21 protein-coding genes and 1 tRNA gene are annotated in these 23,286 nt (G+C 68.0%); 14 read left to right on the top strand and 8 right to left on the bottom strand.

Going from position 1 to position 23,286, the window contains the following annotated elements; all coding sequences use genetic code 11:
* Window positions 1-94: 94 nt before the first annotated feature.
* Genes BHE97_RS17575 through BHE97_RS17565 form a run of 3 tightly spaced genes read right to left on the bottom strand, consistent with a single transcriptional unit; the run spans window position 95 to window position 3,177 of the window.
* Window positions 95-1,039, bottom strand: a complete 945-nt coding sequence (locus BHE97_RS17575) for a DUF4349 domain-containing protein (protein WP_087625332.1) — start codon at window positions 1,037-1,039, stop codon at window positions 95-97.
* Window positions 1,036-1,587 (bottom strand): RNA polymerase sigma factor, encoded by a 552-nt coding sequence (locus BHE97_RS17570; RefSeq protein ID WP_087625331.1) that lies wholly within the window; start codon window positions 1,585-1,587, stop codon window positions 1,036-1,038. Before BHE97_RS17570 ends, BHE97_RS17575 begins: the two co-directional genes overlap by 4 nt.
* A 51-nt stretch (window positions 1,588-1,638) precedes the next feature.
* Entirely contained in the window at window positions 1,639-3,177 is a 1,539-nt protein-coding gene (locus BHE97_RS17565; RefSeq protein ID WP_236757767.1) for a phospholipid carrier-dependent glycosyltransferase, read from the bottom strand.
* 112 nt (window positions 3,178-3,289) lie between these two features.
* Here BHE97_RS17565 and rsmI point away from each other — a divergent pair, with 112 nt between their 5' ends.
* Entirely contained in the window at window positions 3,290-4,120 is an 831-nt protein-coding gene (gene rsmI / locus BHE97_RS17560; protein WP_236757766.1) for a 16S rRNA (cytidine(1402)-2'-O)-methyltransferase, read from the top strand.
* 119 nt (window positions 4,121-4,239) lie between these two features.
* Here rsmI and BHE97_RS17555 read toward each other — a convergent pair whose 3' ends face one another.
* Window positions 4,240-6,177 carry a YhgE/Pip domain-containing protein gene (locus tag BHE97_RS17555; RefSeq protein ID WP_087625329.1) on the bottom strand — a complete coding sequence of 646 codons (1,938 nt, stop codon included), beginning with the start codon at window positions 6,175-6,177 and terminating at the stop codon, window positions 4,240-4,242.
* Window positions 6,174-6,815, bottom strand: coding sequence for an ABC transporter ATP-binding protein (locus tag BHE97_RS20215; protein WP_170931485.1), 642 nt, complete (start codon window positions 6,813-6,815; stop codon window positions 6,174-6,176). Before BHE97_RS20215 ends, BHE97_RS17555 begins: the two co-directional genes overlap by 4 nt.
* Window positions 6,816-7,018: 203 nt before the next feature.
* Between BHE97_RS20215 and metG the strand changes: the two genes are divergently transcribed.
* From metG to BHE97_RS17515, 7 genes are all read left to right on the top strand, one after another.
* Window positions 7,019-8,602 carry a methionine--tRNA ligase gene (gene metG, locus BHE97_RS17545; protein WP_087625327.1) on the top strand — a complete coding sequence of 528 codons (1,584 nt, stop codon included), beginning with the start codon at window positions 7,019-7,021 and terminating at the stop codon, window positions 8,600-8,602.
* A 31-nt stretch (window positions 8,603-8,633) separates the two neighbouring features.
* On the top strand, window positions 8,634-9,497 hold the full coding sequence (locus BHE97_RS17540) for a TatD family hydrolase (RefSeq protein ID WP_087625326.1): 864 nt from the start codon (window positions 8,634-8,636) through the stop codon (window positions 9,495-9,497).
* 63 nt (window positions 9,498-9,560) lie between these two features.
* Window positions 9,561-10,691 (top strand): resuscitation-promoting factor, encoded by a 1,131-nt coding sequence (locus BHE97_RS21030; RefSeq protein WP_140400243.1) that lies wholly within the window; start codon window positions 9,561-9,563, stop codon window positions 10,689-10,691.
* Entirely contained in the window at window positions 10,655-11,539 is an 885-nt protein-coding gene (gene rsmA / locus BHE97_RS17530) for a 16S rRNA (adenine(1518)-N(6)/adenine(1519)-N(6))-dimethyltransferase RsmA (RefSeq protein WP_087625324.1), read from the top strand. Before BHE97_RS21030 ends, rsmA begins: the two co-directional genes overlap by 37 nt.
* 58 nt (window positions 11,540-11,597) lie before the next feature.
* Entirely contained in the window at window positions 11,598-12,167 is a 570-nt protein-coding gene (locus BHE97_RS17525; protein WP_087625323.1) for an HdeD family acid-resistance protein, read from the top strand.
* A 101-nt stretch (window positions 12,168-12,268) separates the two neighbouring features.
* Window positions 12,269-13,186, top strand: a complete 918-nt coding sequence (locus tag BHE97_RS17520) for a 4-(cytidine 5'-diphospho)-2-C-methyl-D-erythritol kinase (protein ID WP_087625322.1) — start codon at window positions 12,269-12,271, stop codon at window positions 13,184-13,186.
* Complete coding sequence (locus BHE97_RS17515) at window positions 13,186-14,985, top strand: ABC-F family ATP-binding cassette domain-containing protein (protein WP_087625321.1); 1,800 nt, start codon at window positions 13,186-13,188, stop codon at window positions 14,983-14,985. Before BHE97_RS17520 ends, BHE97_RS17515 begins: the two co-directional genes overlap by 1 nt.
* A gap of 150 nt (window positions 14,986-15,135) precedes the next feature.
* Here the strand turns inward: BHE97_RS17515 and BHE97_RS17510 are convergent, their stop codons facing one another.
* Window positions 15,136-15,630, bottom strand: a complete 495-nt coding sequence (locus tag BHE97_RS17510; RefSeq protein ID WP_087625320.1) for a MarR family transcriptional regulator — start codon at window positions 15,628-15,630, stop codon at window positions 15,136-15,138.
* A 97-nt stretch (window positions 15,631-15,727) separates the two neighbouring features.
* On the opposite strand from BHE97_RS17510, the gene BHE97_RS17505 reads away from it, so the two are divergent.
* From BHE97_RS17505 to BHE97_RS17480, 6 genes are all read left to right on the top strand, one after another.
* Window positions 15,728-15,806, top strand: a tRNA-Gln gene (locus BHE97_RS17505).
* A 102-nt stretch (window positions 15,807-15,908) separates the two neighbouring features.
* Window positions 15,909-17,351: a bifunctional UDP-N-acetylglucosamine diphosphorylase/glucosamine-1-phosphate N-acetyltransferase GlmU gene (gene glmU / locus BHE97_RS17500; RefSeq protein ID WP_087625319.1), complete on the top strand. Its 1,443-nt coding sequence runs from the start codon at window positions 15,909-15,911 to the stop codon at window positions 17,349-17,351.
* On the top strand, window positions 17,348-18,331 hold the full coding sequence (locus BHE97_RS17495) for a ribose-phosphate diphosphokinase (protein WP_087625318.1): 984 nt from the start codon (window positions 17,348-17,350) through the stop codon (window positions 18,329-18,331). Before glmU ends, BHE97_RS17495 begins: the two co-directional genes overlap by 4 nt.
* The gene (locus tag BHE97_RS17490; protein WP_087625317.1) at window positions 18,328-18,717 is read left to right on the top strand and encodes a hypothetical protein; all 390 of its coding nucleotides are present in this window, start codon (window positions 18,328-18,330) and stop codon (window positions 18,715-18,717) included. Before BHE97_RS17495 ends, BHE97_RS17490 begins: the two co-directional genes overlap by 4 nt.
* 143 nt (window positions 18,718-18,860) lie before the next feature.
* The gene (locus tag BHE97_RS17485) at window positions 18,861-19,865 is read left to right on the top strand and encodes a glycoside hydrolase family 6 protein (protein WP_140400241.1); all 1,005 of its coding nucleotides are present in this window, start codon (window positions 18,861-18,863) and stop codon (window positions 19,863-19,865) included.
* Between the two features lie 77 nt (window positions 19,866-19,942).
* Window positions 19,943-20,893 (top strand): response regulator transcription factor, encoded by a 951-nt coding sequence (locus BHE97_RS17480; protein WP_087625315.1) that lies wholly within the window; start codon window positions 19,943-19,945, stop codon window positions 20,891-20,893.
* A gap of 173 nt (window positions 20,894-21,066) precedes the next feature.
* Here BHE97_RS17480 and BHE97_RS17475 read toward each other — a convergent pair whose 3' ends face one another.
* Together BHE97_RS17475 and BHE97_RS17470 are read right to left on the bottom strand one after the other, a co-directional pair.
* On the bottom strand, window positions 21,067-21,780 hold the full coding sequence (locus tag BHE97_RS17475) for a hypothetical protein (protein WP_087625314.1): 714 nt from the start codon (window positions 21,778-21,780) through the stop codon (window positions 21,067-21,069).
* A 26-nt stretch (window positions 21,781-21,806) separates the two neighbouring features.
* Entirely contained in the window at window positions 21,807-23,240 is a 1,434-nt protein-coding gene (locus BHE97_RS17470) for a glycosyltransferase (RefSeq protein ID WP_087625313.1), read from the bottom strand.
* Between the last annotated feature and the right edge of the window lie 46 nt (window positions 23,241-23,286).

The raw sequence follows: 23,286 nt of genomic DNA, 5'->3' as shown, positions 1-23,286 counted from the left end.
GACGTAGACGATCGCTGTAACGCTCGACCGCACGACTCCACATCGCGGAGCCCGGGACGTAGCCGGCTGGGCTCGTTGCCTCTGACGGACCGGATCACGCAGGGGAACGACGCCACCACCACCAGAGGCCCGCTGCGGCCAGGAGGAAGGGCGACCAGGGCACCAGCGCCCCCGCGACCGTCAACGCGGCTTCGGCCGTACGGGTCAGGGCATTCCAGCTGCCCTGTAGGCCGCCGACGAATCCTCCGGGGTCCACCGCCTGGCGTCGGGGACGCTCGCTCACGGTGATCTCGATGCTCGCGAGCTCAGCACGACCCTCCAGGGCGGCCCGCTGGGCTTGCAGGCTTTCCAGCTCGCCCTGTCGCTCGGCGAGGGTCTTCTCGGTCGCCAGCAGATCCTGGCTTGAGTCCGCCTCGGCCATGATCGCCTCCAGGCGGGCTGTGGACACCTCCAGCGAACGGATCCGCGCAGCCAGGTCGACGGCGGTGGCCGTCTCATCCGAGCGCGAGATGCTCACGTCCTCGACCGTGCCGAGCTCCTCCAGCCGGGAGGTGAGCCGGGAGACCGCATCGGGCGGCACGCGCACCGTCAGCGCGGCACGGCCGTCCGACTGCTGTTCCTGCGCGTCGATGCGGCCGTCCTCATCGGAGGCGAAGGCGACGACGGCGTTCACCGCGCTCGTGACGTCGTCGACCTCCACCCGGGCAGAGCCGGTGGTCACCACCACGCGCTCCGCCTGGTCCAGGGACTGCGGATCGCCTTCCTGCTCGCCACCGGGTGCGCTCTCGGCCTCTCCCGGTGGCTCAGCGGGCAATGAACTCACCGACGAGTCCGTCGAGGACGGCGTGAGCAGGGACAGCACCTGCACACCGATCCCCGCGACGACGGCCAGAGCGGCCGCTGTGGCGAGCACCCCCACCATCATCCGTCCTCGTGATGGCCGAGCCTGCTCCGCGATATCGGCCCGTACCTCGGTGAGAACCTGCGACCGGATCTCCTCGCGGCGTTCAGGCGTGAGGATGTCATCGAGTGAGGTCATGAGTCCTCCCGGACAGAATGAAGGTCGACACGTAGGCGGCTGCGCAGACGGGACAGGCGGTTGCGGACCACGCCGCGGGAGACGCCCAGCTCGGCCGCGGCATCGGCATAGCTGTAGTCGTCCTCCAGGCAGAGCGCGAAGAGCCGTTGATCCACCGGGGTGAGGCGACCGACCGCCTCCGCGATCGCCGAGCGGATGTCGGCATCGGCGACCAGCTCGTCCGCGGAGCGAGCGCCGTCGGCGACCTCTGGGAGCTCACCCGGATGCACACGAGCGATTTTGCGCCGAACATTCTGCGCGGTGAATCGGGCGGTGACGAGGAGCCACGGAAGCACCGACTCGTCGACGATCGTGATGTCGTGACGACGGCGCCAGGCCGTCACGAAGGTCTCCTGGGCCACATCCTGAGCCTCATCGCGGTGGCGCAGCACGCCGAACGCCTGCCAGTAGACCGCGTCGACATGGCGGTCGAAGAGCGCCCCGAAGGCCCTCTCATCGTCCCGGCAGGCGCGGCGCAGCAACGCCTCGTCCGTGCTCTCGTTCGTCATCACCAGCTCCTCGGTGCTCTACCGGGTGATGTCGGTCGTGACGAGATCGTCTCAGATCCAGCGCGAGAGCCACATCCGCTGACGCCAGGTGTCGTAGGGGAGCAGCACATCGGTCCAGATCGGATAGAAGAACACGAAGGCGGCGATGACTGCGGCGACGAACGCGCCGAGCGCGACCCAGAACAGTCTCAGCATTCCGCGTGTCGATGCCCGCCGATACATGCCGTGGACCGCGAGGCAGATCGCGATGATGAGGAAGGGTGCGATCGCCACCGAGTAGAAGGAGAAGATCGGACGGTCGGTGCTCGCGAACCAGGGAAGCCAGGTCGCCGCGACGCCCACCAGCGGAAGGCTCAGCCGCCAGTGCCGTCCGCGCAACCACATGACGAGCACGGCGATGATGGCCACGATGCCGACCCACCAGATGATCGGATTGCCGAGGATGAGCACCTCGCTGATGCAGCTGGAATCACTCGGGGCCCCGCACCGCGCAGCGGGCACATCGGTGGTGGTGTCGACCGCGACCGGACGCCACTGCAGCAGCCAGCCGAGCGGATGCGAGGCGTAGGGATGGCTCTTCTCGGCCAGGTAGTCGCCGGTGTGGAACTCCCAGGTCATCACATGGAAGCTCCACCAGGAGCACAGTGGATCGAGGACGGCGCCGAGGGGCCCGCCGATCGGATGCTCGACGCTCGGCCACGGCGCATAGTCCCCGTAACCGTGGCCGAAGCGGTCCTCATAGGCGCCGCGATGCCAGAACCAGCCCGTCCAGCTCACCAGATAGACGAGCCCCGCCACCACCACCAGCCGGCAGAAGGCCGGAAGGCCGACCCCGAACAGCGAAGGAACCACGGCCCTCGGTCGATCACCCCGCTCGCGTGCCATCCGACGGCGGGCGGCTACCTCCCAGATCACCACGGTCAGACCGAAGGCGGCGAGCACGTACAGTCCGCTCCACTTGGTGGCGATCGCCAGCCCGAAGCACACTCCGGCGGCGAGCTGCCAGGGTCGTCCGAGACGCGGCCGCCCGCCGTCTTCCATCAGGTGGCCGAGTCGTCTTCGGTCGGTCACCAGACACGCGATGGCGCAGACGAGCCAGAAGGTCAGGAAGATGTCGAGCAGGGCGAGCCTGGACATGACGAAGTGCACGCCGTCGAGGGTCAGCAGCAGGCCGCCGAGCGCGCCCACCCACAGGGAGCCCGTGAGGGAGATGAGCAGACGTGCGAGTACCAGTACGGTCAGCGCGCCGGCGATCACGGCACTGATCCGCCAACCGAACGGGGTCATGCCGAAGATCGACTCGCCGAGGGCGATGAACCACTTGCCGCCGTCGGGGTGCACGATCCATGCCGGATCCGGGCTGAAGAGGGCGTTCAGGTTCCCGGCCTCGATGCGGTCGTTCGCATCGTCGACGTAGTCGCGGACGTAGCCGAACTGGAGCAGTGACCAGGCGTCCTTGGCGTAGTAGGTCTCGTCGAAGGCGAGGACATCGGGCCGATCGAGTCGGATGACGCGCAGCACGAAGGCGAGAACGGCGAGGGCGCTCGGCACGATCCACGACCACGCGCGCCACGTCACTCGCTCCAGCACGCGCTCCACCCTAGTGGCCGTGCCGAGGGACGCTGTGTTGCGCGGACTGACCGGTGTGAGATGTGCGGAGCGGGCCGGGGCGACGGGTTCGGGGGCCTGCGAAGATGAGTGCGTGTTGATCCTGGCCGGCACCCCCATCGGGCGAGCCGATGATGCCTCGCGTCGTCTCGGGCCCGCTCTCGCCGAGGCTGATGTCGTCGCCGCGGAGGACACGCGTCGGCTGCGCCGTCTCGCCGCCGACCTCGGCGTCGAGGTTCCCGGTCGGGTGGTCTCGTACTTCGAGGGCAATGAGGAGCGCCGCACCGCCGAGCTGATCGAAGAGCTGCGCGCGGGCCGCACCATCGTGTTGGTCACCGATGCCGGGATGCCGAGCGTGTCCGATCCCGGCTACCGGCTCGTCGCCGCCGCGGTGGCCGAGGACCTGCAGGTGACCGCGATTCCCGGCCCATCGGCGGTGCTCACCGCGCTCGCGCTGTCGGGACTGCCGGTCGACCGGTTCAGCTTCGAGGGATTCGTGCCGCGCAAACAGGGGGAACGGTCGCGCTTCTTGGCCGAGCTCGCCGCCGACCGCCGCACGATGGTGTTCTTCGAGTCGCCGCACCGGACGGTCCCGACCCTGGAGGCGATGAGCGAGACTCTCGGCGCGGACCGACCCGCCGCCCTGTGCCGTGAGCTCACCAAGACCTACGAGGAGGTCGTCCGGCTCCCGCTCGGCGAGCTCGCCGCCTGGGCCGCCGGGCAGGAGCACGGGATACGGGGTGAGGTCACGCTCGTCGTCGCCGGTGCTCCGGCGGCCGCCCCGGCCGATCTCGACGACGATGCCCTCGCCGAGCTGGTCGCCGAGGCCGAGGCGACCGGGCTGAGCCGCAAGGATGCGATCGCCCAGGTCGCGGCGCAGACCGGTGTGCGGAAGAAGACGGTCTACGCCGCCGCCCACCGCTGACGCGCCCACCACGCTCGAGGCGGTGACTTACGCACCTCTCACCCGCGCCGAGACGTGCGTAGCCCACCGCCCGCGTGGTTGAGAGGTGCGTAAGCCACCGCCCTGGGAGGTCCGCGCCGCTAGAGGGCGATCTCGGGTTTGATCTGGGAGACGGTCCAGATCCGGCGGCGGTAGGCGGCCGCGCAGGTCAGGGCCAGAGCGCCGACGACATAACCCACCAACACCGCGATGGTCCGCGGCAGACTGTCCAGCGGCGCCCCGTACATGAGGTGCCGCAACCCGTCCACCGCATAGGTCATCGGCAGCACATGGTGCACCACCTGCAAGGGCGCCGGCAGTGTCTGCCACGGGAAGGTGCCGCCCGCACTCGCCAGCTGCAGTACCAGCAGCACCAGGCCCAGCAGCTGTCCCACGGCGCCGAGCCAGGCATTGAGGGTGTGCACGATCGCCACGAAGGTCACCGACACGAGTGCCAGCAATAACGACACGTAGCCGGCGCGCACCCAGTCGATATCGACCGCGAACCGCACCACGAAGAGCATCACCACCGACTGCGCCACCGCGATCGCCGCCGGTGTCAGCCATCCGCCGAGGGCCGTCCGCAATGGCGACTGCCGCGCCGCGATCGCGCGATTCGAGAGCGGTCGCACGAGCAGGAACATGACATAGGCGCCCACCCAGGCGCCGATGGACAGGAAGAACGGAGCGAGTCCGGCGCCGTAGGAGTCGGCCGAGGCCTGGGACACGTCGTCCGTCGCGATGGGGGACGCGATCGTCTGAGCGGTCTCGTCACGCCTCCGCTCGTCGAGCGAGGGGATCGAGGCGACGCCGTCCGCCAGCCCGTCGGCCAGGTCCTGGGCTCCCGACTGCGCCGTGCCGATCCCGTCGGCCAGCTCACCGGCCCCGCTCTGCAACTGCTGTGCGCCGGACAGCGCCTCCTGCTGGCCGCTGACCAGCTGCTGCGATCCCGACCGCGCAGTGCCGATCCCATCGGCCAGGCTCGCCGAGCCGTCCGCGAGCCGCTGGGCCCCGTCGGCCACCTGGCGTGAACCGGAAGCGAGCTGATCGAGCTGTCCGGAGGTCGACTGGACCCGCTCGTTCAGATCATCGAGCGGCTGGCGGAAACCGTCGAGGGAGTCGAGGATCCGCTGGCGTTGCGGATCGGTGATGCCCGCCGCGTCGAGCTGCTGGACGATATCGGCGCGGATCGTGTCGAGATCGCCGTTCGCCGTCTGGGAGGCATTCGCGATCTCGTCGCCGATCTGGGCGATCTGGGCGTTTCCGTCGGCGACCTGACGTGCTCCCGGGGCCAACGCGGCCGCACCGTCGGCCAGCTCACCGGCGCCACCGGCGGCCTGGTCGATGCCCGAAGCGAGTTGCTGCTGGCCCGTGAGCAGCTGCTGCTGCCCCGACACCAGCTCGCCCGCACCATCACGCAGCTGTCCCGCGCCGCTCTCGGCCTCGACGAGCCCGTCGGCCAGCTGCTGGGCTCCGTCACCGGCCTGGAGCAGCTGATCGTGCAGTGTGGAGAAGCCGAGCAGGAAGGCGCTGGCCGCCTGCTCGCTCACATTCTGCGCGATAGAGCCGCTGACCTGGGACAGGACCTGGTCGGCGATGGTCGTCGACAGGTAGTTATTGGCCTCATTGGTCGTGAGCGTCAGCTCGGCCTTCTTCGGCTCGAAGTCGGCGGTCGACGCCAGGGCGGAGGAGAACTCGCGCGGGATCGTCAGTGCGAACAGATAGGTGCCGTCCTGTACGCCCTGACGGGCCTCCGCGTCACTGACTTCCTGCCAGTCGAAGGAGCCGTCCTCGCGCAGGTCGTGTGCCACGTCGCGGCCGGCGTGGATCTCGCCGCTCTGCTCGGACTGCGCGGGGACGTCGTCGACGACGAGCGCGGCCTGGACTTGGCTCAGCTTCGCATAGGGGTCGTGGTTCGCCCACAGGTAGAGCGATGCGTAGAGGGTCGGGATGAGAGTGATGGCGAGGATGGCGAGGGCCGGCATGCGCCCGGCAGTCAATCTCCGGAACTCGCTGACGGCCATGCGGATCGAGGTCATGCGATCTCCTCAGAAGCGCCGGCGGCGGTATTGCCGAGGTGGACGGCGGGGAGGCCGAGCGTGCGGACGCTTGCCGTCATGAGCTGGAGCACCACCACGAGGTCGCGGCGCGCGATCCGTGCCGCGACCTCGTAGGCCTCATCGCTGAGCGTGCCGTAGCGGTCCGGCGCGCAGATCACCAGCGCCTCGATGCCGCGTCGCAATGCCGCCAGCTCGCTCAGCAGATGGATCCGCACGGAGCCGGGGACGTCCTCGACCCGCGCGCCGTGCCAGCCGAGCGCGTCATGGTGGTCGAGCCAGGCGCGCACGGCGGCCGGACTGGCGGTCCGGCGGGCCATCGCGAGCTCCTCGCCGACGACGGTCGACAGTCTGATGACGTCATCGGGCTCGGACACATCCGGCACGTCGACGAGAGCGACGCGCTCGCGTAACCCCTGGTCATCGACCGCTCCGTCCAGCAACACGGTCCCGGCGTCGGGTCGCAACCGTCCGCCGAGCACCAGCGAGAGGGCAGTGTGGCCCGTGCCCGGAGGACCCTCGACGAGGGCGACCTCGCGGCTCGTCGCGGTCAGCGTCGTGGGGCGCAGCAACACGGTGTGGGGCCCGTCCACCGTGACGTCGTGGGTCTCGATCTGCATGCTCAGCCTTCATCGTCGTGTGCCACCCGAAAAGGGCCAACTGATCCATGGTCCATGACGAGTGTCGGGGAATCGAGCGGAGCGAGTATGGCGCGCCCCACGTCGGAGCGAAATGTGCTCACGCTCCATCGACGCGGTGCCCATCCGGTCGACGAAGCGGGAGCACATCTCGGTCCGGGGCGGGCCTCACTAGACTGGGACGTATGGCCACCGACCGGACCTTCTACGTCACGACGCCCATCTACTACGTCAACGACGCACCGCACATCGGGCACGGATACACGACGGTCATGGGCGACATCCTGTCGCGGTGGCACCGTCAGCGCGGGGAGAAGGTCTGGTATCTGACGGGAGTCGACGAGCATGGTCAGAAGGTGTTGCGCAAGGCCGATGCCAACGGCGTCTCACCGCAGGAATGGGTGGACCGGCTCGTCGAGGACGAGTGGAAGCCGATGCTGCGCACCATCGACATCGCCAATGACGACTTCATCCGCACCACCGAGGAGCGTCACGAGAAAGGCGCGCAGGCCTTCTGGCAGGACCTCTACGACCGCGGCGCGGTCTACAAGGGCGGCTTCTCGGGGTGGTACAGCGTCAGCAGCGAGGAGTTCGTCGGCGACGACGACGTCCACGACGGCGAGGGTGATGACGAAGGCTTCAAGGTCTCCGCCCTCGACGGCAGCCGCGTCGAGTACATGACCGAGGAGAACTACTTCTTCCGGCTCAGCGACTACGCCGACCGCCTACTCGCGCTCTACGAGGAGCACCCGGAGTTCATCCAGCCCGAGTCGGCGCGCAATGAGATCGTCTCCTTCGTCAAGCGAGGGTTGAAGGACCTGTCGATCTCGCGCTCCACCTTCGACTGGGGCATTCCCGTCCCCTGGGACTCGTCCCACGTCATGTACGTGTGGATCGAGGCACTGCTCAACTACGTGACGGCCGCCGGCTACGGGGTTGATCCCGACCGCTTCGAGGAGCTGTGGCCCGCCGACATCCACATCGTCGGCAAGGACATCGCCCGCTTCCACGCCGTCATCTGGCCGGCGATGCTGATGGCGGCCGGCCAGCCGGTACCGCACCGCGTGTTCGCACACGGCTGGCTGCTGGTGGGCGGGCAGAAGATGTCCAAGAGCAAGGCCAACGGCATCCACCCCGATGAGATCGTCGAGACCTTCGGCTCGGACGCCTATCGCTACTACTTCAGTCGCGCACTGACCTTCGGCAGCGACGGGTCGATCTCCTGGGAGGACATCGGGGCGCGTTATCACGCCGAGCTGGCCAATGGCTTCGGCAATCTCGCCTCGCGCGTCGCCGCGATGATCGGCAAGTACCACGGCGGACAGCTGCCCGCGGCCGGGCCGTTGAGCCAGCCGGAGATGGCGCTCATCGACGACATCGGTGCCGCGGTCGGTGCGGCGGACGCGGCGATCGAGAGGGTGGCACCCCAGGATGCGATGAACGAGGTCTGGCGCATCGTCGAGTCGCTCAACGGCTACCTCACTGAGCAGGCGCCGTGGAAGGTCGCGAAGGACGGCACCGAGAGCGAGCGCTTGGGCACGATCCTCAACACCGCCGCGGAGGGCCTGCGGGTGCTCGCGGTCGTGCTCAATCCCGTGCTGCCCAAGGCGTGCGCGGCACTGTGGGAGTCCCTCGGCGCCGAGGGACCGCTCGGCGCGCTCGCCGACCAGCCGCTCGCCGATGCCGGACGATGGGGGCAGCTCCCGGCGGGCACCACCATCACCAAGGTGCCCTCGCTGTTTCCCCGCATCGAACTGGACCAGGCATGAGCCTCGGCGATCCAGCCACGGAGGTCATGCGATGACGGTGACCGAAGGGTGGCCGGAGGCGCCCGCGCCGTTGCCGTCTCCGGTCGTCGACAATCACTGTCACCTCGATCATCGGATCAAGGGCGGTCTGCTGATCCCGGTGGAGGAGGCCCTCGATCGCGCCGCCGCCGTCGGTGTCACCCGCATCGTGCAGGTCGGCTGCGACCTGGAGAGCAGCGAGTGGGCCGTGGAGACCGCGCGGGAACACCCGGCGATCGTCGCCGCGGTCGCGATGCATCCCAATGACGCGGCTCGTCTGGACGATCCGATGTTAGATAGCGCACTCTCGCGGATCGACGAGCTGGCGGCCGATCCGGCCGTCCGCGCCGTGGGCGAGACCGGTCTCGACTACTTCCGCACCGGGCCGGAGGGACGTCCGCGCCAGCAGCGATCCTTCCGCGCGCACGTCGCCATCGCCCGGCGCCACGATCGAACACTCGTGATCCACGATCGCGATGCGCACGAGGACGTCCTCGGGGTCCTCGACGACACCGGGATCCCCGATCGCGTCGTGATGCACTGCTTCTCCGGTGGACCGGAGTTCGCGCGAGAATGCCTCGAACGCGGGGCATTCCTCTCCTTCGCGGGCACGGTGACCTTCAAGAACGCCCAGTACCTCCGCGACGCGCTGCGGGTCACGCCGCCCGACCGTGTCCTAGTCGAGACCGATGCTCCGTTCCTGACCCCGGAGCCCTACCGCGGACGGCCCAATGCCTCCTTCCTCGTGCCCCACACCGTCCGTCTCATCGCCGATGTCCTCGATGCCGATCTCGAGTCGCTGTGTCGGCAGATCGACGAGAACACGAGTCGTGCCTTCGGTGGCCCGTGGGCCCCGCATGGTGGTCAGCGGACTTGACGGGCCGTGGCAGCCTCGTTCAAGGTGGACAGGTTGTCGATGAGATTTTTCGAGGTTTGATTCGTGCAGTTTTCGGTTCCTGAGATTCATCCGAAGAACGTGCTGAAGATGGTCGCGGCCGTGCTGGTCGTCCTGATGGCGACGGCGGGGCTCGTCGCCGCGGCCGACTTCGACAAGCGCGTCACGCTCGATGTCGACGGTGTCGTCACCGAGACCCGTACGTCCGCGGAGACGGTCGACGAGCTGTTGACGAGCAAGGGCGTCGAGCCCCGCCAGGAGGACAAGCTCTCCCACGAGTTGGACGAGACGGTGCAGAACAATGACACGGTCACGGTGCGGTACGCCAAGCCCGTCACCGTGGTCGTCGACGGTGAGTCGACCGATGAGATCAGCTACGCCACCACGGTCGGCGATCTGCTCGACGACCTGGAGGTCGCACCGGAGAAGGGTGCCTACCTCTCGTCGGACGCCGACGAGACGATCAACCGCTTCGGTGAGGAGATCGTCGTCAGCAATCCCAAGACCCTCACCGTGACCGCCGATGGCGAGAGCAACGAGATCGAGACCAACAAGCCGACCGTGGGCGATGTGCTCGATGAGGCCGGCGTGAAGCTCGACGAGGATGACGAGGTCGATCCCGGCCTCGAGAGCTTCGTCGCCGCCGACACCGCGTTGAAGGTCGTGCGCATCGAGAAGATCACGCGTACCGAGTCCGTTCCGATCGACTTCGAGACCGAGGTCACCGAGGACGGCGAGCTCGAGAAGGGCGAGAAGGAGGTCGTGACCGAGGGCGAGGCCGGTGAGGCTTCCGAGGAGGTCAACCTCGTGCTGGCCGATGGTGAAGTCCGGGAGCGTGAGGTCGTCTCGCGCAGCACGGTCCGCGAGCCCGTGTCGCGGGTTGAGCGTCACGGCACCAAGGAGCCCGAGATCACCTCGAATGCTCCCGCCGTGCCTGGCGACAGCGTGTTCGACCGGCTCGCGCAGTGCGAGTCGGGTGGCAACTGGGCGGCCAATACCGGCAATGGCTACTACGGCGGCGTGCAGTTCAGCGCGCAGACCTGGCGTTCGGTCGGGGGCGCCGGGCTCCCGCACGAGAACAGCCGCGAGGAGCAGATCCACCGCGCGACGATCCTGCAGCAGCGTTCGGGGTGGGGCCAGTGGCCCGCCTGCGCACGGAAGCTGGGACTGCTCTGACAGAGGCGCAGCCCGTCCGCCTGCTCGGCGCCGGCGATGTCCGCAGGATCGCCGAGGAGGTGGGGCTCCGACCCACCAAGCAACGGGGACAGAATTTCGTCACCGATGCCAACACGGTCCGCCGGATCGTGCGCGAGGCCGGGATCGATCGAGGCGACTCCGTCGTCGAGATCGGTCCCGGCCTCGGCTCGCTCACACTCGGCCTGCTTGAGGTGGCCGCTCACGTCACAGCCGTCGAGATCGATGATGTCCTGGTCGGCCGGCTGGCGCGGACGGTGCGCGAGTTCGCCCCCGAGCGAACCGATCGACTGGAGATCGTCCACGCCGATGCTCTGCGTGTCGACAGCCTGCCCGGGCCCGCGCCGACCGCGCTCGTCGCCAATCTGCCGTACAACGTGTCGGTGCCGGTACTCCTGCACTTCCTGGAGACCTTCTCCTCCTTGCGCGAGGTGCTCGTCATGGTCCAGGCGGAGGTCGCCCATCGGCTGGCCGCGGGGCCCGGCTCGCGCACGTACGGGGTGCCGAGCGTCAAGGCGCGGTGGTACGGCGACGTGCAACTCGCCGGGACGGTGGGAAGGACCATCTTCTGGCCCGTGCCGAATGTCGACTCGGCGCTCGTCCGCGTGACCCGCCGGACGCCTCCCGAGGCGGATCGGCGACGGACCTTCGCGCTGGTCGATGCTGCCTTCGCGCAGCGACGCAAGACATTGCGCGCGGCGCTCTCGTCCTATTTCGGCGGGGGAGAGGCGGCTGAACGTGTGCTACGGGCGGCGGAGATCGATCCTCGGGCGCGAGGCGAGCAGCTGACCGTCGGGGATTTCGCGCGGCTTGCCGCATTCACGGACTGAGACGGCGTACGCTCCGTGTAGCGACACGTAGTTTCCGTCCGATCTCCGGGAGGCCCCCATGTCCCACGTCGCCGATTCTTCGCCGGCTCGCTCACTCGCGACGACGATCTGGTGGCTCATGCTGGCACGTGGCGTCCTCGCGCTGATCTTCGGCGTCGTGGCCATCGTGGCACCGGTCAGCACGCTCGCCGCGCTGCTCATCATCTTCGGTGTTTTCAGCGTCGTCGACGGCATCGTCGCGGTGGTCGGAGGTGTCGCGACCCGCGGCACCTCCTGGGGTTGGGTGGTCTTCAACGGCCTGCTCGGTATCGTCATCGGCGTCGTCGCCCTGCGGTACCCCGAGACCACACTGCTGGCGATGGTGCTCGTGATCGCGGCCTGGGCGCTGGTGACCGGGTTCTTCGCGATCTTCGGCGCCATCGAAGGGCGCCGCGACGGTGGTCGCGCGTGGGGCTGGACCCTCGTCTCGGGCATCCTCAGCGTGCTGCTCGGTCTGCTGTTCACCCTCGATCCGGTCGCTGGGGCGGGCACGCTCGTCCTCATGACCGGGATCTACGCCGTGCTGCTCGGGGCGACGTGGGTCGGCGTGGCGTTGACCGTGCGCAGCGAGGCGCGCAGCACCGGATGACTGATGTGCGGGGCCGGGTTCCAGTCGTCGTGGTTGTCGATCAACGAACTGAGCGGCTCACCACGTCTCGCAGAAATCCTCGGGTGCCGTAGGTTGGTGCAGTGCTCCCCGTCACCGTCCGCGCTCCGGCCAAGATCAACCTCGTGCTCGAGGTCGGCGGGGGCCGGCCCGACGGCTTCCATGCGCTCTCGACGGTCTACCACGCCGTATCGCTGTACGACGAGGTCACGGCGACTCCCAATGACGATGCGGTGCTCGCGGTGCGCGTGCTCGATGCTGATTCGCTGCGCGAACGCACCGATGTCCCCCGCGACGAGCGCAATCTGGCGATCCGGGCGGCGGACCGGCTTCGTGCGCATCTCGGCCGGCCCGAACTCGGTGTCGACCTCCTGATCCACAAGGGCATTCCGGTCGCCGGTGGGATGGCCGGCGGTTCCGCGGATGCCGCGGCGGCACTGGTCGCGTGCAATGAGGCCTGGCAGGGCGGCCTGAGCCGCGCCGAGTTGGAGCCGATCGCCGCGGAGCTCGGCAGCGATGTCCCCTTCCTGCTGCACGGGTCGACCGCGGTCGGGACCGGCCGCGGTGAGCAGATCGCCCCGGTGCTCGCCCGCGGTCACTTCCACTGGGTCCTCGCCACCTTCACCGAGGGCATGTCGACTCCTGAGGTCTATGAGGAGCACGACCGCCTCGGCGGACGATCGGGGACCTTCGGGGAGGCGACGCAGCATGTGCTCGAGGCGCTTCGTGACGGCGATCCGGAGGTGCTCGGCGGGGCGCTGGCCAATGACCTCTCCGACGCGGCTCTCGCGCTGCGTCCAGAGCTGGCGGGTGTGCTCGCCCTCGGCCTCGAGGCAGGGGCCGTCGGTGGGCTGGTGTCCGGCTCGGGACCCACGCTGGCCTTCCTGGCACGCGACGAGTTCGCCGCAGATGATCTCGCTGAGATCCTCCGCGGCGCGGAGGTGGCCGATGTCGTGATGACGGCCGCGGGACCCAGGCCGGGAGCGAAGGTGGTGCGCTGATGCCACCGCTCATCGTCGCCGAGAAGGTCCAGGTGGCCTTCCCGACGGCAGGACCGGTGCTTCGCGATGTCACCCTCGGTCTGGCGGAGGGCGATCGGGTCGGCGTCGTCGGCCGCAATGGCGACGGCAAGTCGACCCTGCTGCGCGTCCTCGCCCGTGAGCTGGAGCCGGACGCCGGACGCGTGACCTGGCGCCGTGACCTGCGGGTCGGCTACGTCGATCAGAGCGACGTCCTCGACCCCGAGGCGACCGTGCGCGACGTGGTCGTCGGCGATGCCCCCGAACATGAATGGGCGGGCGATGCCCGCACCCGTGACATCGTGGCGGGCCTCGTGCCGCCCGATGTCGCCTGGGAAGCGCGGATCGGCGAGCTCTCCGGCGGACAGCGCCGGCGGGTCGCGCTCGCGAGCGTGCTGGTGCGTTCCTGGGATGTGCTGGTGCTGGACGAGCCGACCAACCATCTCGACCTCGATGCCGTGGTCTGGCTAGCCGGTCACCTTCAGCAGCGGTGGCCCGCCGGGAGTGGTGCCGTGGCGGTCATCACCCACGACCGGTGGTTCCTCGACGAGGTGTGCACGACGACCTGGGAGGTCCACGACGGGACGGTGGATTCCTTCGAGGGCGGATACGCGGCCTATGTGCTGCAGCGCGTGGAACGTGATCGACAGGCCGCCGCCAGCGAGGCCCGCCGGCAGAATCTGATGCGCAAGGAGTTGGCCTGGCTGCGCCGTGGGGCGCCCGCGCGCGCCTCCAAGCCCAAGTTCCGGATCGATGCCGCCAATCAGCTGATCAGCCGTGAGCCGCCGGTCCGCGACGGGGTGGAGCTCACCCAGCTCGCCACGGCGCGACTGGGCAAGGACGTGGTCGATCTGCTCGGTGTCGAGGTCGATCTCCCCGACGGACGCCCGGTGCTGCGCGATATCGAGTGGCGGATCGGGCCGGGGGAGCGGACCGGCATCCTCGGCGTCAACGGCGCAGGCAAGTCGACCCTGCTCGGTCTCGTCACCGGCGCTGTGGCCCCCAGCCGCGGCAGGGTCAAGCGGGGCAAGACCGTCGAGGTGGCGGTGCTGAGCCAGTCCTTGCACGAGCTGGACGATGTGGCCGAGGAGCGGGTGAGCGACCTCGTCGGCCGCCAGCGCGCCACCTATGTCGCAGGCGGCAAAGAGCTGACACCTGGACAGCTGTTGGAGCGGCTGGGATTCCGCACGCAACAGCTCTCGACGCCGATCAAGGATCTCTCGGGCGGTCAGCGCCGGCGTCTGCAGCTGCTGCTCATCCTGCTCGCCGAGCCCAATGTCCTGATCCTCGACGAGCCGACCAATGACATGGACACCGACATGCTCACAGCCATCGAGGATCTGCTCGACACCTGGCCGGGCACGCTCCTGGTGGTGTCGCACGACCGTTATCTGCTGGAACGGGTCACCGACCAGCAGTACGCGATCCTGGACGGCCGACTCCGCCATCTTCCCGGAGGCGTGGACGAGTACCTGGCCCTGCGCGAGCGACAGGACCAGGCCCGCGACTTCGCCTCGTCAGCACCGCGCGACACCGTCGTCGAGGAGCAATCGGGTCTCTCCGGTGCCGAGCGGCGGGCCGTGCAGAAGGAGATCGCCTCCGTTGAACGTCGGATGGAGAGGCTCGCCGCCAGGGTCGACATTCTGCACGAGCGGTTGGCCGCGCACGACCAGAGCGACTACGAGGGATTGCAGACCCACACCGAGGAGCTACGCACGGTCGAGGACGAGATCGCCCACCTCGAGGAGCGCTGGCTCGAGCTCTCCGAATCCCTCGACTAGTCAGCATCGGGACCGATGATGATGCCTTACGGCTGCCATAGCCGACACAACGCATCATCGTCCGTACCTCGTTGTTCGAACGTCGATGCACTCAGGTCGCGGTAGCAACCCTTACGCATCATCATCCGTCCTCCATGACGTCTGTGGAGATCAGTCGGAGGAGCCGGCGAAGGGCTCGATGAGGTTGCGCAGAAGGTCGGCGATCGTGGCGCGTTCACCGCTATCGAGACCGGCGAGCAGCTCGTGCTCGTGGGTGAGCAGGGCGTCGAGGGCCGCGTCGACGCGCTCTCGTCCTCCCTCGGACAATCGCACCAGCACGCCGCGACGGTCCGAAGGGGCCGGACGCCGTTCGACCAGACCCTTGCGCTGCAGGCGGTCCACGCGATTGGTCATGGTCCCGCTGGTGACATGTGTGGCCGCGACGAGCTGGCCGGGGGACAGCTCATAGGGCTCGCCGGCCCGGCGCAGCGCGGCGAGCACGTCGAACTCCCAGGACTCGAGATCGACCGAGGCGAAGGCGTGTTTGCGCAGCGCGTCGAGATACTGCGAGAGACGGCTGACCCGGCTGAGCACCTCCATCGGGGAGACATCGGCATCGGGACGCTCGTGTCGCCAGGCGGCGACGATCCGATCGACCTCGTCCATGGAATCAGTTTATCGGGTCGAGAATCTTGAGGTCGAGATTCTTTGCCAGCGCCGCTTCGATCCCCGGCACGAGGTATTCGGTACGCTGGACGCGCTTTCCCCGGTTGGTCTGCCGGCAGGGCCCGCCTGACTTTGAATCAGGATTAGCGACGTAGGTTCGACTCCTACCCGGGGAGCGACGACAGAACCCGTTGAGTGTGACGTTTGGACGCCGAAAACGCGGTTCTCACCGTCCAAACGTCACACTCAACGGGTCGGCGAACACGAAGGAGTCCGCATTGGACGCGAAGGTCACGGCGATCGTCCTCGCCGCCGGAGCCGGAACCCGCATGAGATCCGAGCGGGCCAAGGTGTTGCACGAGCTGGGCGGCAGGTCCATGCTCGGCCACGCACTGGCCGCCGTCCGCGAGCTCGGTGTCGACCGCAGGGTCATCGTCGTCGGCCACCAGCGCGATCAGGTCGAGACCGCGGCCACCGCACTCGATCCCGACGCCCTCATCGCCGTGCAGCACGAGCGCAAGGGCACCGGCGATGCCGTCCGTGCCGGTCTCGACGCCCTGCCCGACGGCACCGATCCGGGCACGGTCCTGATCACCTACGGCGATGTCCCGCTGCTCGCGGCCGACACACTCGGAGCCGTGCTCGCCGAGCACCGCTCCGGCTCGCGGGCCGTCACCGTCCTCAGCGCGGAGGTGGGCGATCCCACCGGCTACGGCCGGATCCTGCGCGATGAGCACGGGGCCGTCACCGCCATCCGCGAGCACAAGGACGCGAGCGAGGCCGAGCGATCGGTTCGTGAGATCAACAGCGGCATCCTCGCGGTCGACGGCGCCTTCCTCGATCGTGCACTCGACCGGCTCACTCCCCAGAACGCGCAAGGTGAGCTCTATCTGACCGATATCGTCGGCTTCGCGGTCGCCGACGGACTGCCGGTCGGGGCCCACGTGCTCGAGGACGTCTGGCAGACCGAAGGCGTCAACGACCGCGCCCAGCTCGCCCGGCTCGCCCGCGAGCTCAACGACCGGATCACCCGGCACTGGATGTTGGCCGGGGTGACCATCATCGATCCGGCCACCACCTGGATCGACTCCGATGTCACTCTCGCGCCGGACGTCACCATTCGTCCGGGTACCCAGCTGCTCGGCGCCACGACCGTCGCAGGCGGCGCCACGATCGGACCGGACACCACCTTGCGCAATGTCGAGATAGGCCAGGGTGCCACTGTCGAGCGCGCCCACGGATCGGATGCCGTGATCGCCGCCGGCGCGACCGTCGGCCCCTTCGCCTACCTGCGTCCCGGCACCGAGCTCGGTGCGAACGGCAAGATCGGCGCCTTCGTGGAGACCAAGAACGCCCAGATCGGCGAGGGCGCCAAGGTGCCCCATCTCTCGTACATCGGCGACGCGGAGATCGGGGAGGGAAGCAACATCGGCGCGGGCACCATCACGGCCAATTACGACGGCGAGCGCAAGCATCGCACGGTCATCGGACGCCACGCCAAGACCGGCAGCGACAATGTCTTCGTCGCACCGGTCGAGATCGGCGATGGTGCCTTCACCGGTGCCGGAACGATCGTGCGCGAGGACATTCCGCCGGGGGCACTCGCGGTGAGCGCCGGGGGACAGAGGATCATGGACGGGTGGGTCGCGAGGCGACGGCCCGGCTCGGTGGCCCACGAGGCCGCGGAGAACGCAGCACAGCAGGAAGAGAACTCTCAGTGACCAACGGCAGCCTCAGTGAGCGCACACCGACCCGCAACCTCATGCTCTTCTCGGGTCGCGCGCACCCGACCCTCGCGCAGGAGGTCGCCCAGCTCCTCGAGGCCGAGCTCGTGCCGACCACGGCCTATGACTTCGCCAATGGCGAGATCTACGTCCGTTTCGACAAGTCGGTGCGCGGATGCGATGCCTTCGTGATCCAGAGCCACTCCGCGCCCATCAATGAGGCGATCATGGAGCAGCTCATCATGATCGACGCGCTCAAGCGGGCGTCGGCGAAGCGCATCACGGTAGTGCTCCCGTTCTACGGCTACGCCCGTCAGGACAAGAAGCACCTCGGACGCGAGCCGATCTCGGCGCGCCTGATGGCCGATCTGTTCCTCTCGGCCGGCGCCGACCGGCTCATGACCGTCGATCTCCACACCGCGCAGATTCAGGGCTTCTTCGACGGTCCGGTGGATCACCTGCTGGCCATGCCGATCCTGACCCGCCACGTCAAGAAGAAGTACGGCGACAAGCAGCTCGCGGTGGTCTCGCCCGATGCCGGCCGGATCAAGGTAGCCGAGTCCTGGGCGAACTCATTGGGTGGCGCGCCGCTGGCCTTCATCCACAAGACCCGCGACATCTCCCGTCCGAACGAGTCCAAGGCCAATCGCATCGTGGGCGATGTGGCCGGTCGCACGTGCATCCTGGTCGATGACCTCATCGACACCGGTGGCACGATCGTGCAGGCCGCTGAGGCGCTCAAGGCCGACGGTGCCGAGGATGTCATCATCGCCGCGACCCATGCCGTGTTCTCCGGCCCGGCGGTCGACCGACTGAAGAACTGCTGTGCCCGCGAGGTCATCGTCACCAATACACTGCCCCTCACCGAGGAGATGCAGTTCGACAAGCTCACGGTGCTCTCGATCGCTCCGCTGCTCGCCCAGGCGATCTCGGCCGTATTCGAGGACGGCTCGGTCACCAGCCTCTTCAAGGAGTGACCCTGCGTCCCGGGGCCGCGCGGCTCGCCGTGTCACTTGGGGGTTGCTTCGCGTTGATCGCTCTCCTTGCCGTGGTGGTGGTTGGACGCGACGCCCCGCGTGAGGCAGTGGTGACCGCGGCCGGGGTGCTCATGCTCTTCGGTTTCGTCGGCGGTGTCCTCACGACGGTGATCGCGCTGCTGGTGCTCGGCTATACACATGATCGCGAGCCCGAGGACGAGGTCGCGGTGACGATCGCCGCCCTCGCCGGTTCGCTCTTCGTGGCGGTCTTCGGGGTGCTGGCGCTGCGGACCACGGGCTGGTTGGTCGCGATCGTGACGACGGCCGTCATGGTGGTCGTCACGCATCTGGTCCTGCGCCGCGGATTGCCCGCCACTCTGCGCTGACCGCTGCACTCGCACGCGTACCCCAGGCGGTGAGCTGTCAACCACGGTGTGGCGTGGAGTGGTCCACCGGAGGGGGTCACGCGGCATAATGAGACGGACGACGTACCGGGCGCCGTCGACCGACGGTGGTGGGAGGGTGGCTCGTGCGCGTTCGAGATCTCAGCATCCCTCCACGGACGATCGCCATCACGAGCATCCTCGTCATCGTGACCTTCCTGGCGACGCTGGTCATGTTCGACGTGGATCCGCGCGGCTGGTTCGGCCGATCAGGTGCGCAGCGCCACAACCCCTTCGTCGACACCGGACTGTACGGTGCGTCGGACTCCCTCGCCCGCACGGCGGCGGATTCGGCTACGGGCCCCGATGCGGAGATCGTGCGCCGTGTCGCCGAGGTGCCCACCGCGATCTGGCTGACCCCTGAGGTGAGCGGGCTCGACGCCATCGAGCATCGCGCGGCCACCATCGCGGAGGCCGCCGCGGAGGAGGATGCCGTGGCGGTCGTCGTGCTCTACGGCATCACCGGCCGCGACTGCGCCGGGGGACACTCCGCCGGGGGTCTTGAGCCGGGGGACTATCGCACCTGGGTCGAGCGGGCGTCGCGCGGTCTCGGACATGCACCCGGTCATGTCGCTGCGGTGCTCGAGCCCGATGCCCTCGCGATGGTGGACGAGTGCCCCGATCCGGACACCCGATTCGACCTCCTCGACCACGCCCGGTCGGCCCTCGACCGCTCGGACGTCACGACCTATCTCGATGCCGGGCACTCGGACTGGGTGGCGGCGGAGACGATGGCTGATCGGTTGCGACGGATCGGGATCGACGAGGCGCGGGGCTTCTCGGTCAATGTCGCCGCCTATAACGGCGAGGCCGATGAGATCGACTATGCGGAGAGGCTGGCCGACCTGCTCGACGACGGGGTGCACTATGTGATGGATACCGGGCGCAGCGGCGCTGGAGCCTCCGATGAATGGTGCAACCCGCCGGGGCGGGCGCTCGGCCAACGCCCCGGAGCGGGGGAGGGCCGTCTCGACGCGCGACTCTGGATCAAGCCCCCGGGCGAGAGCGACGGCACCTGCCGCGGTGGACCGCCCGCCGGGACCTGGTGGAACGATCGTGCCGCCGAGCTCGCCCGCGCGGCCGGCTGGTGAGCCGGCGTGGACGGTGCTTCCGGCGTCCCGAGACGGAAACCGGCCGGTTGACTCCGTCGCGTTGATACTGTGAGCCCATGTCGAGCCAGGAGCAGCGCCGTGTCGTCGTGATCGAGGACGATCCCGACATCCGCCATCTGCTGAAGACCGTGCTGGAGAGCAGCGGCTTCGAGCCGCTCAGCGCCTCCAACGGAGCGGACGGTATCGAGCTCGTAAGACAGTACGACCCTCTCATCACGACCCTCGACGTGACGATGCCCGGCATGGACGGCTTCGCCACCGCCAAGCGTCTGCGCGAGTTCAGCTCGACGTACATCATCATGCTCACCGGGTTGGGCGATGAGATCGACGTCGTCCAGGGGCTGGAGGCCGGGGCGGACGACTATCTCGTCAAGCCATTCCGTCCGCGTGAGCTGCGCGCGCGGATCGAGGCGGTGTTACGCCGTCCCCGCCAGCGCGCGGGTGTCGCGGGCCCAGCCGTGGAGCCTTCCGCCCCTGCGGCCGCCTCGCCGCCGGATCGCACGCCACCGACGTACACCTCTCCCGCCGCGCCGCCGCATCACCGCGCGGACCCCGCACGCCCGGCGCCTGAGCCCCAAGGAGCAGAGCCGGCTGTGGGCTCGGCGGCGTCCGCCCCGGTCTCGGCGCGCAATATCGCCGCCACGAGTCCGCAGGCGGGTGCGGGGACGGAATCCGGCATGCACGGAGCACTCCAGGTTCGCGGGCTCACCTTGGATCCCGAGACCAGGATCGTGACCGTCGAGGGACGAGGGATCGACCTCACCCGCACCGAGTTCGACCTGTTGTACATCCTGCTGTCCTCGGGACGCCGGGTGCGCAGCAAGGCGGACCTCGTGCTGGCCCTGCGGGGACAGGACTATGTGACCTCGTACTTCGTCAACGAGGCCGACAAGCGCGCCATCGAGGTGCACATGGCCAATCTGCGCCGCAAGATCGGCGATTCCAGTGCCACCCCGCGCTGGATCGAGACGGTGCGCGGTGTCGGCTACCGGATGGCCGCCGACTGATCCCCTCACCGGGCGGTGGCTCACACACCCCTCAATTTCATCGGGCGGTGGCTTACGCACCTCTCAAGGCCGTTGAGAGGTGTCCAGACCACCGCTGCGGTGCGTGAGGGTTGCGTAGATCACCGCCGCGGGATTTCCCTCGATCACTGGCCGGGTCCGCCGGACACGCGATCTCAGTTCGCGTTCTCGGCGATCTCCTGCTGTTCGGTCGGGGTGTCGGAGGCGAAGATCGCGATCGGCACCTCCTGGGTGATCACCTGCGGGGTCACGTCGGGCTTGCCGGCGGTGTTCTCCGTCCACACCGTCGCTTCGAAGCGGAGGGTGATCCCGACCGTGTCCTCGGGTAGATCGCCGATCGTCTGATTGCGCAGCTCGAAGGAGCCCTTGGGCGATGTCACCTGCATGCCCCACTGGTTGGTGACCGGTTCGGGATCGAAGGTGATCGAGGGAGCGCTGGCGTCGAGGGTATAGGGGCCATCGGTCACGTTGCCCGACTCACTCGTGATCGTCGAGGTGACCTTGATGTGCTGCAGGAAGGTCTGCCGCTTGGACGAGAACGGGTCGCGGAAGTCGCGGCTCATGTCGTAGGCCTGGAAGGTGAACGAGAAGTTCTTGTCCCCGAGCGGGAACCAGTCATTGGTACGTGGGGTGGACTTGGTCGGCCAGATGGTGAAGACGTAGTCGACATCGCTCGTCGTGTTGTGCGATTGGAAGGTGCCGTCGTGCGTGAACTCTGAATCGAAGACCTGCTGGGACGCCGAGGCGCTGGCCGCGGGGGTCGGGGACGTCTTGTCCTCGTCATCGGGAAAGATCCCGCAGCCCGAGAGAGCGACGAGGACGGCGAACGAACAGCTGGCGAGCGTCAAGCGGTGAATCAAGGTAGTCATCATTGTCCTGTACGGCTGGTGGCGGATCAGACGGTGAAGCCGCGGTAGTTGCGGAGCGCTTTCATACCCATCCATGCGGTCTGGGCGATCGTGATGATGCCGAGCACCGGCCACGCGTAGGCAAGGATATCCGACTGCAGTCCCAGCGACAGTTGTGTCCACGCCGCGAAAGTGGCTGCCAGAAGGATGAGCGCCACGGCATACGGATAAAGGTGCCCGTGGCCCGCGCCGCGCTCCGCTCGTGCCTGTGCTGCCCAGTTATCGGTCTGCGCATTGGTGAAGAACTTGGCCCACGCTCGAACGAAGTGACCGACGCGCACCCACATATAGGCCTCGGCCGGAATGATCAATAACGCGAACAAGGTGTCTCGTCGGTTGCGATATTTCATCGACCGCGCGACACGGTAGTTGAGGATGGTCGCGACGGCCGGCGGCAGAAGCCACCACCACTGGAAGACGAAGGCTCCGATAGAAATCGAGCACAAGGCGAGGGTGATGAACATGGCGCGCGTCAGGATGTTGAGCAGCATCGACACGAGTTCGAACCAGCGAATCCGAAGGTTGGGATGGAACGGCTGCCCCTTCGTGTCGCCGCGTTGCCCGGGCCACATCAGCTCGATCGCCCCGTAGTTCCACTTGACCTGTTGGCCGTCCAGGGCGCGAAGGTTCGGCATGCCGCCAACATGTGCGCGCGCGGTGGCGCTGATCTTCGTGAGATAGCCGGCGCTCTTGATCTGCAGCGACAACAGCGAGTCCTCGACCTCGCTGTCCTTCACCCACGGTGTGTCCTGATGGGATTCGCGCATCACATCGCGCAGCGCTTGAATTGAGAAGATCGAGAACTGCCCGCCCAACACCGCGATATTGCGGCCGCGAAGAAGGCTCTGCATGTTGAACGCCGCGAACTGAGCCCGTTGTCCGGCGACGAGGAACTTCTCCATCGGGGCGCTCAGCGCAGTGTCATCGATCGAGTAGATCGCGGAGATGCCGCCGATGCGGCCGTCGCTCTCGATCTCGGCCAGCAGCTCGGCGGTGGCAGTGGGCTCAGGCGTGGTGTCGCCATCGACGCCCAGCAGGTAGTCATAGCCCTCGACGAGGAAGAAGCCGTAGTTGAGCGCGCCGACCTTCTTATCCTTGTTCTCGCCGATGTCGTGGACGAAGATCTCGATGATCTGCTCTCCCTCGGCGGTCATTCGCGCGTGGATACCCGCGTAGTGGCTGGCGACCTCGACGGTGTCGTCGGTCGTGTTGTTGACGACCACATGGATGACATCGGGCGGCCGGGTCTGTGTCAAGAGCGCGTCGAGCACCGCGGCGATGCTCTCCCCCTCGTTGTAGGCGGGGATCACACAGCCCACCGTCGCCCGGTCGGAGACCAGGCCGCGAGGATCGTCGGGGACGGTGACCGCGCCGGTGAGAGTGGGCACATCCGTTCCCATATAAGGGGTGTTGAACTCCATGGCCTGAGCATGGCGCGGTCCGCTCAAGTCCAGCTGCTGAGCCGCC

This window comes from Aeromicrobium sp. PE09-221, assembly GCF_002174305.1.
GTDB lineage: Bacteria > Actinomycetota > Actinomycetes > Propionibacteriales > Nocardioidaceae > Aeromicrobium.
Note: the sequence above shows the minus strand (reverse complement) of the source record. Positions and strands in the feature narration are given on the sequence as shown.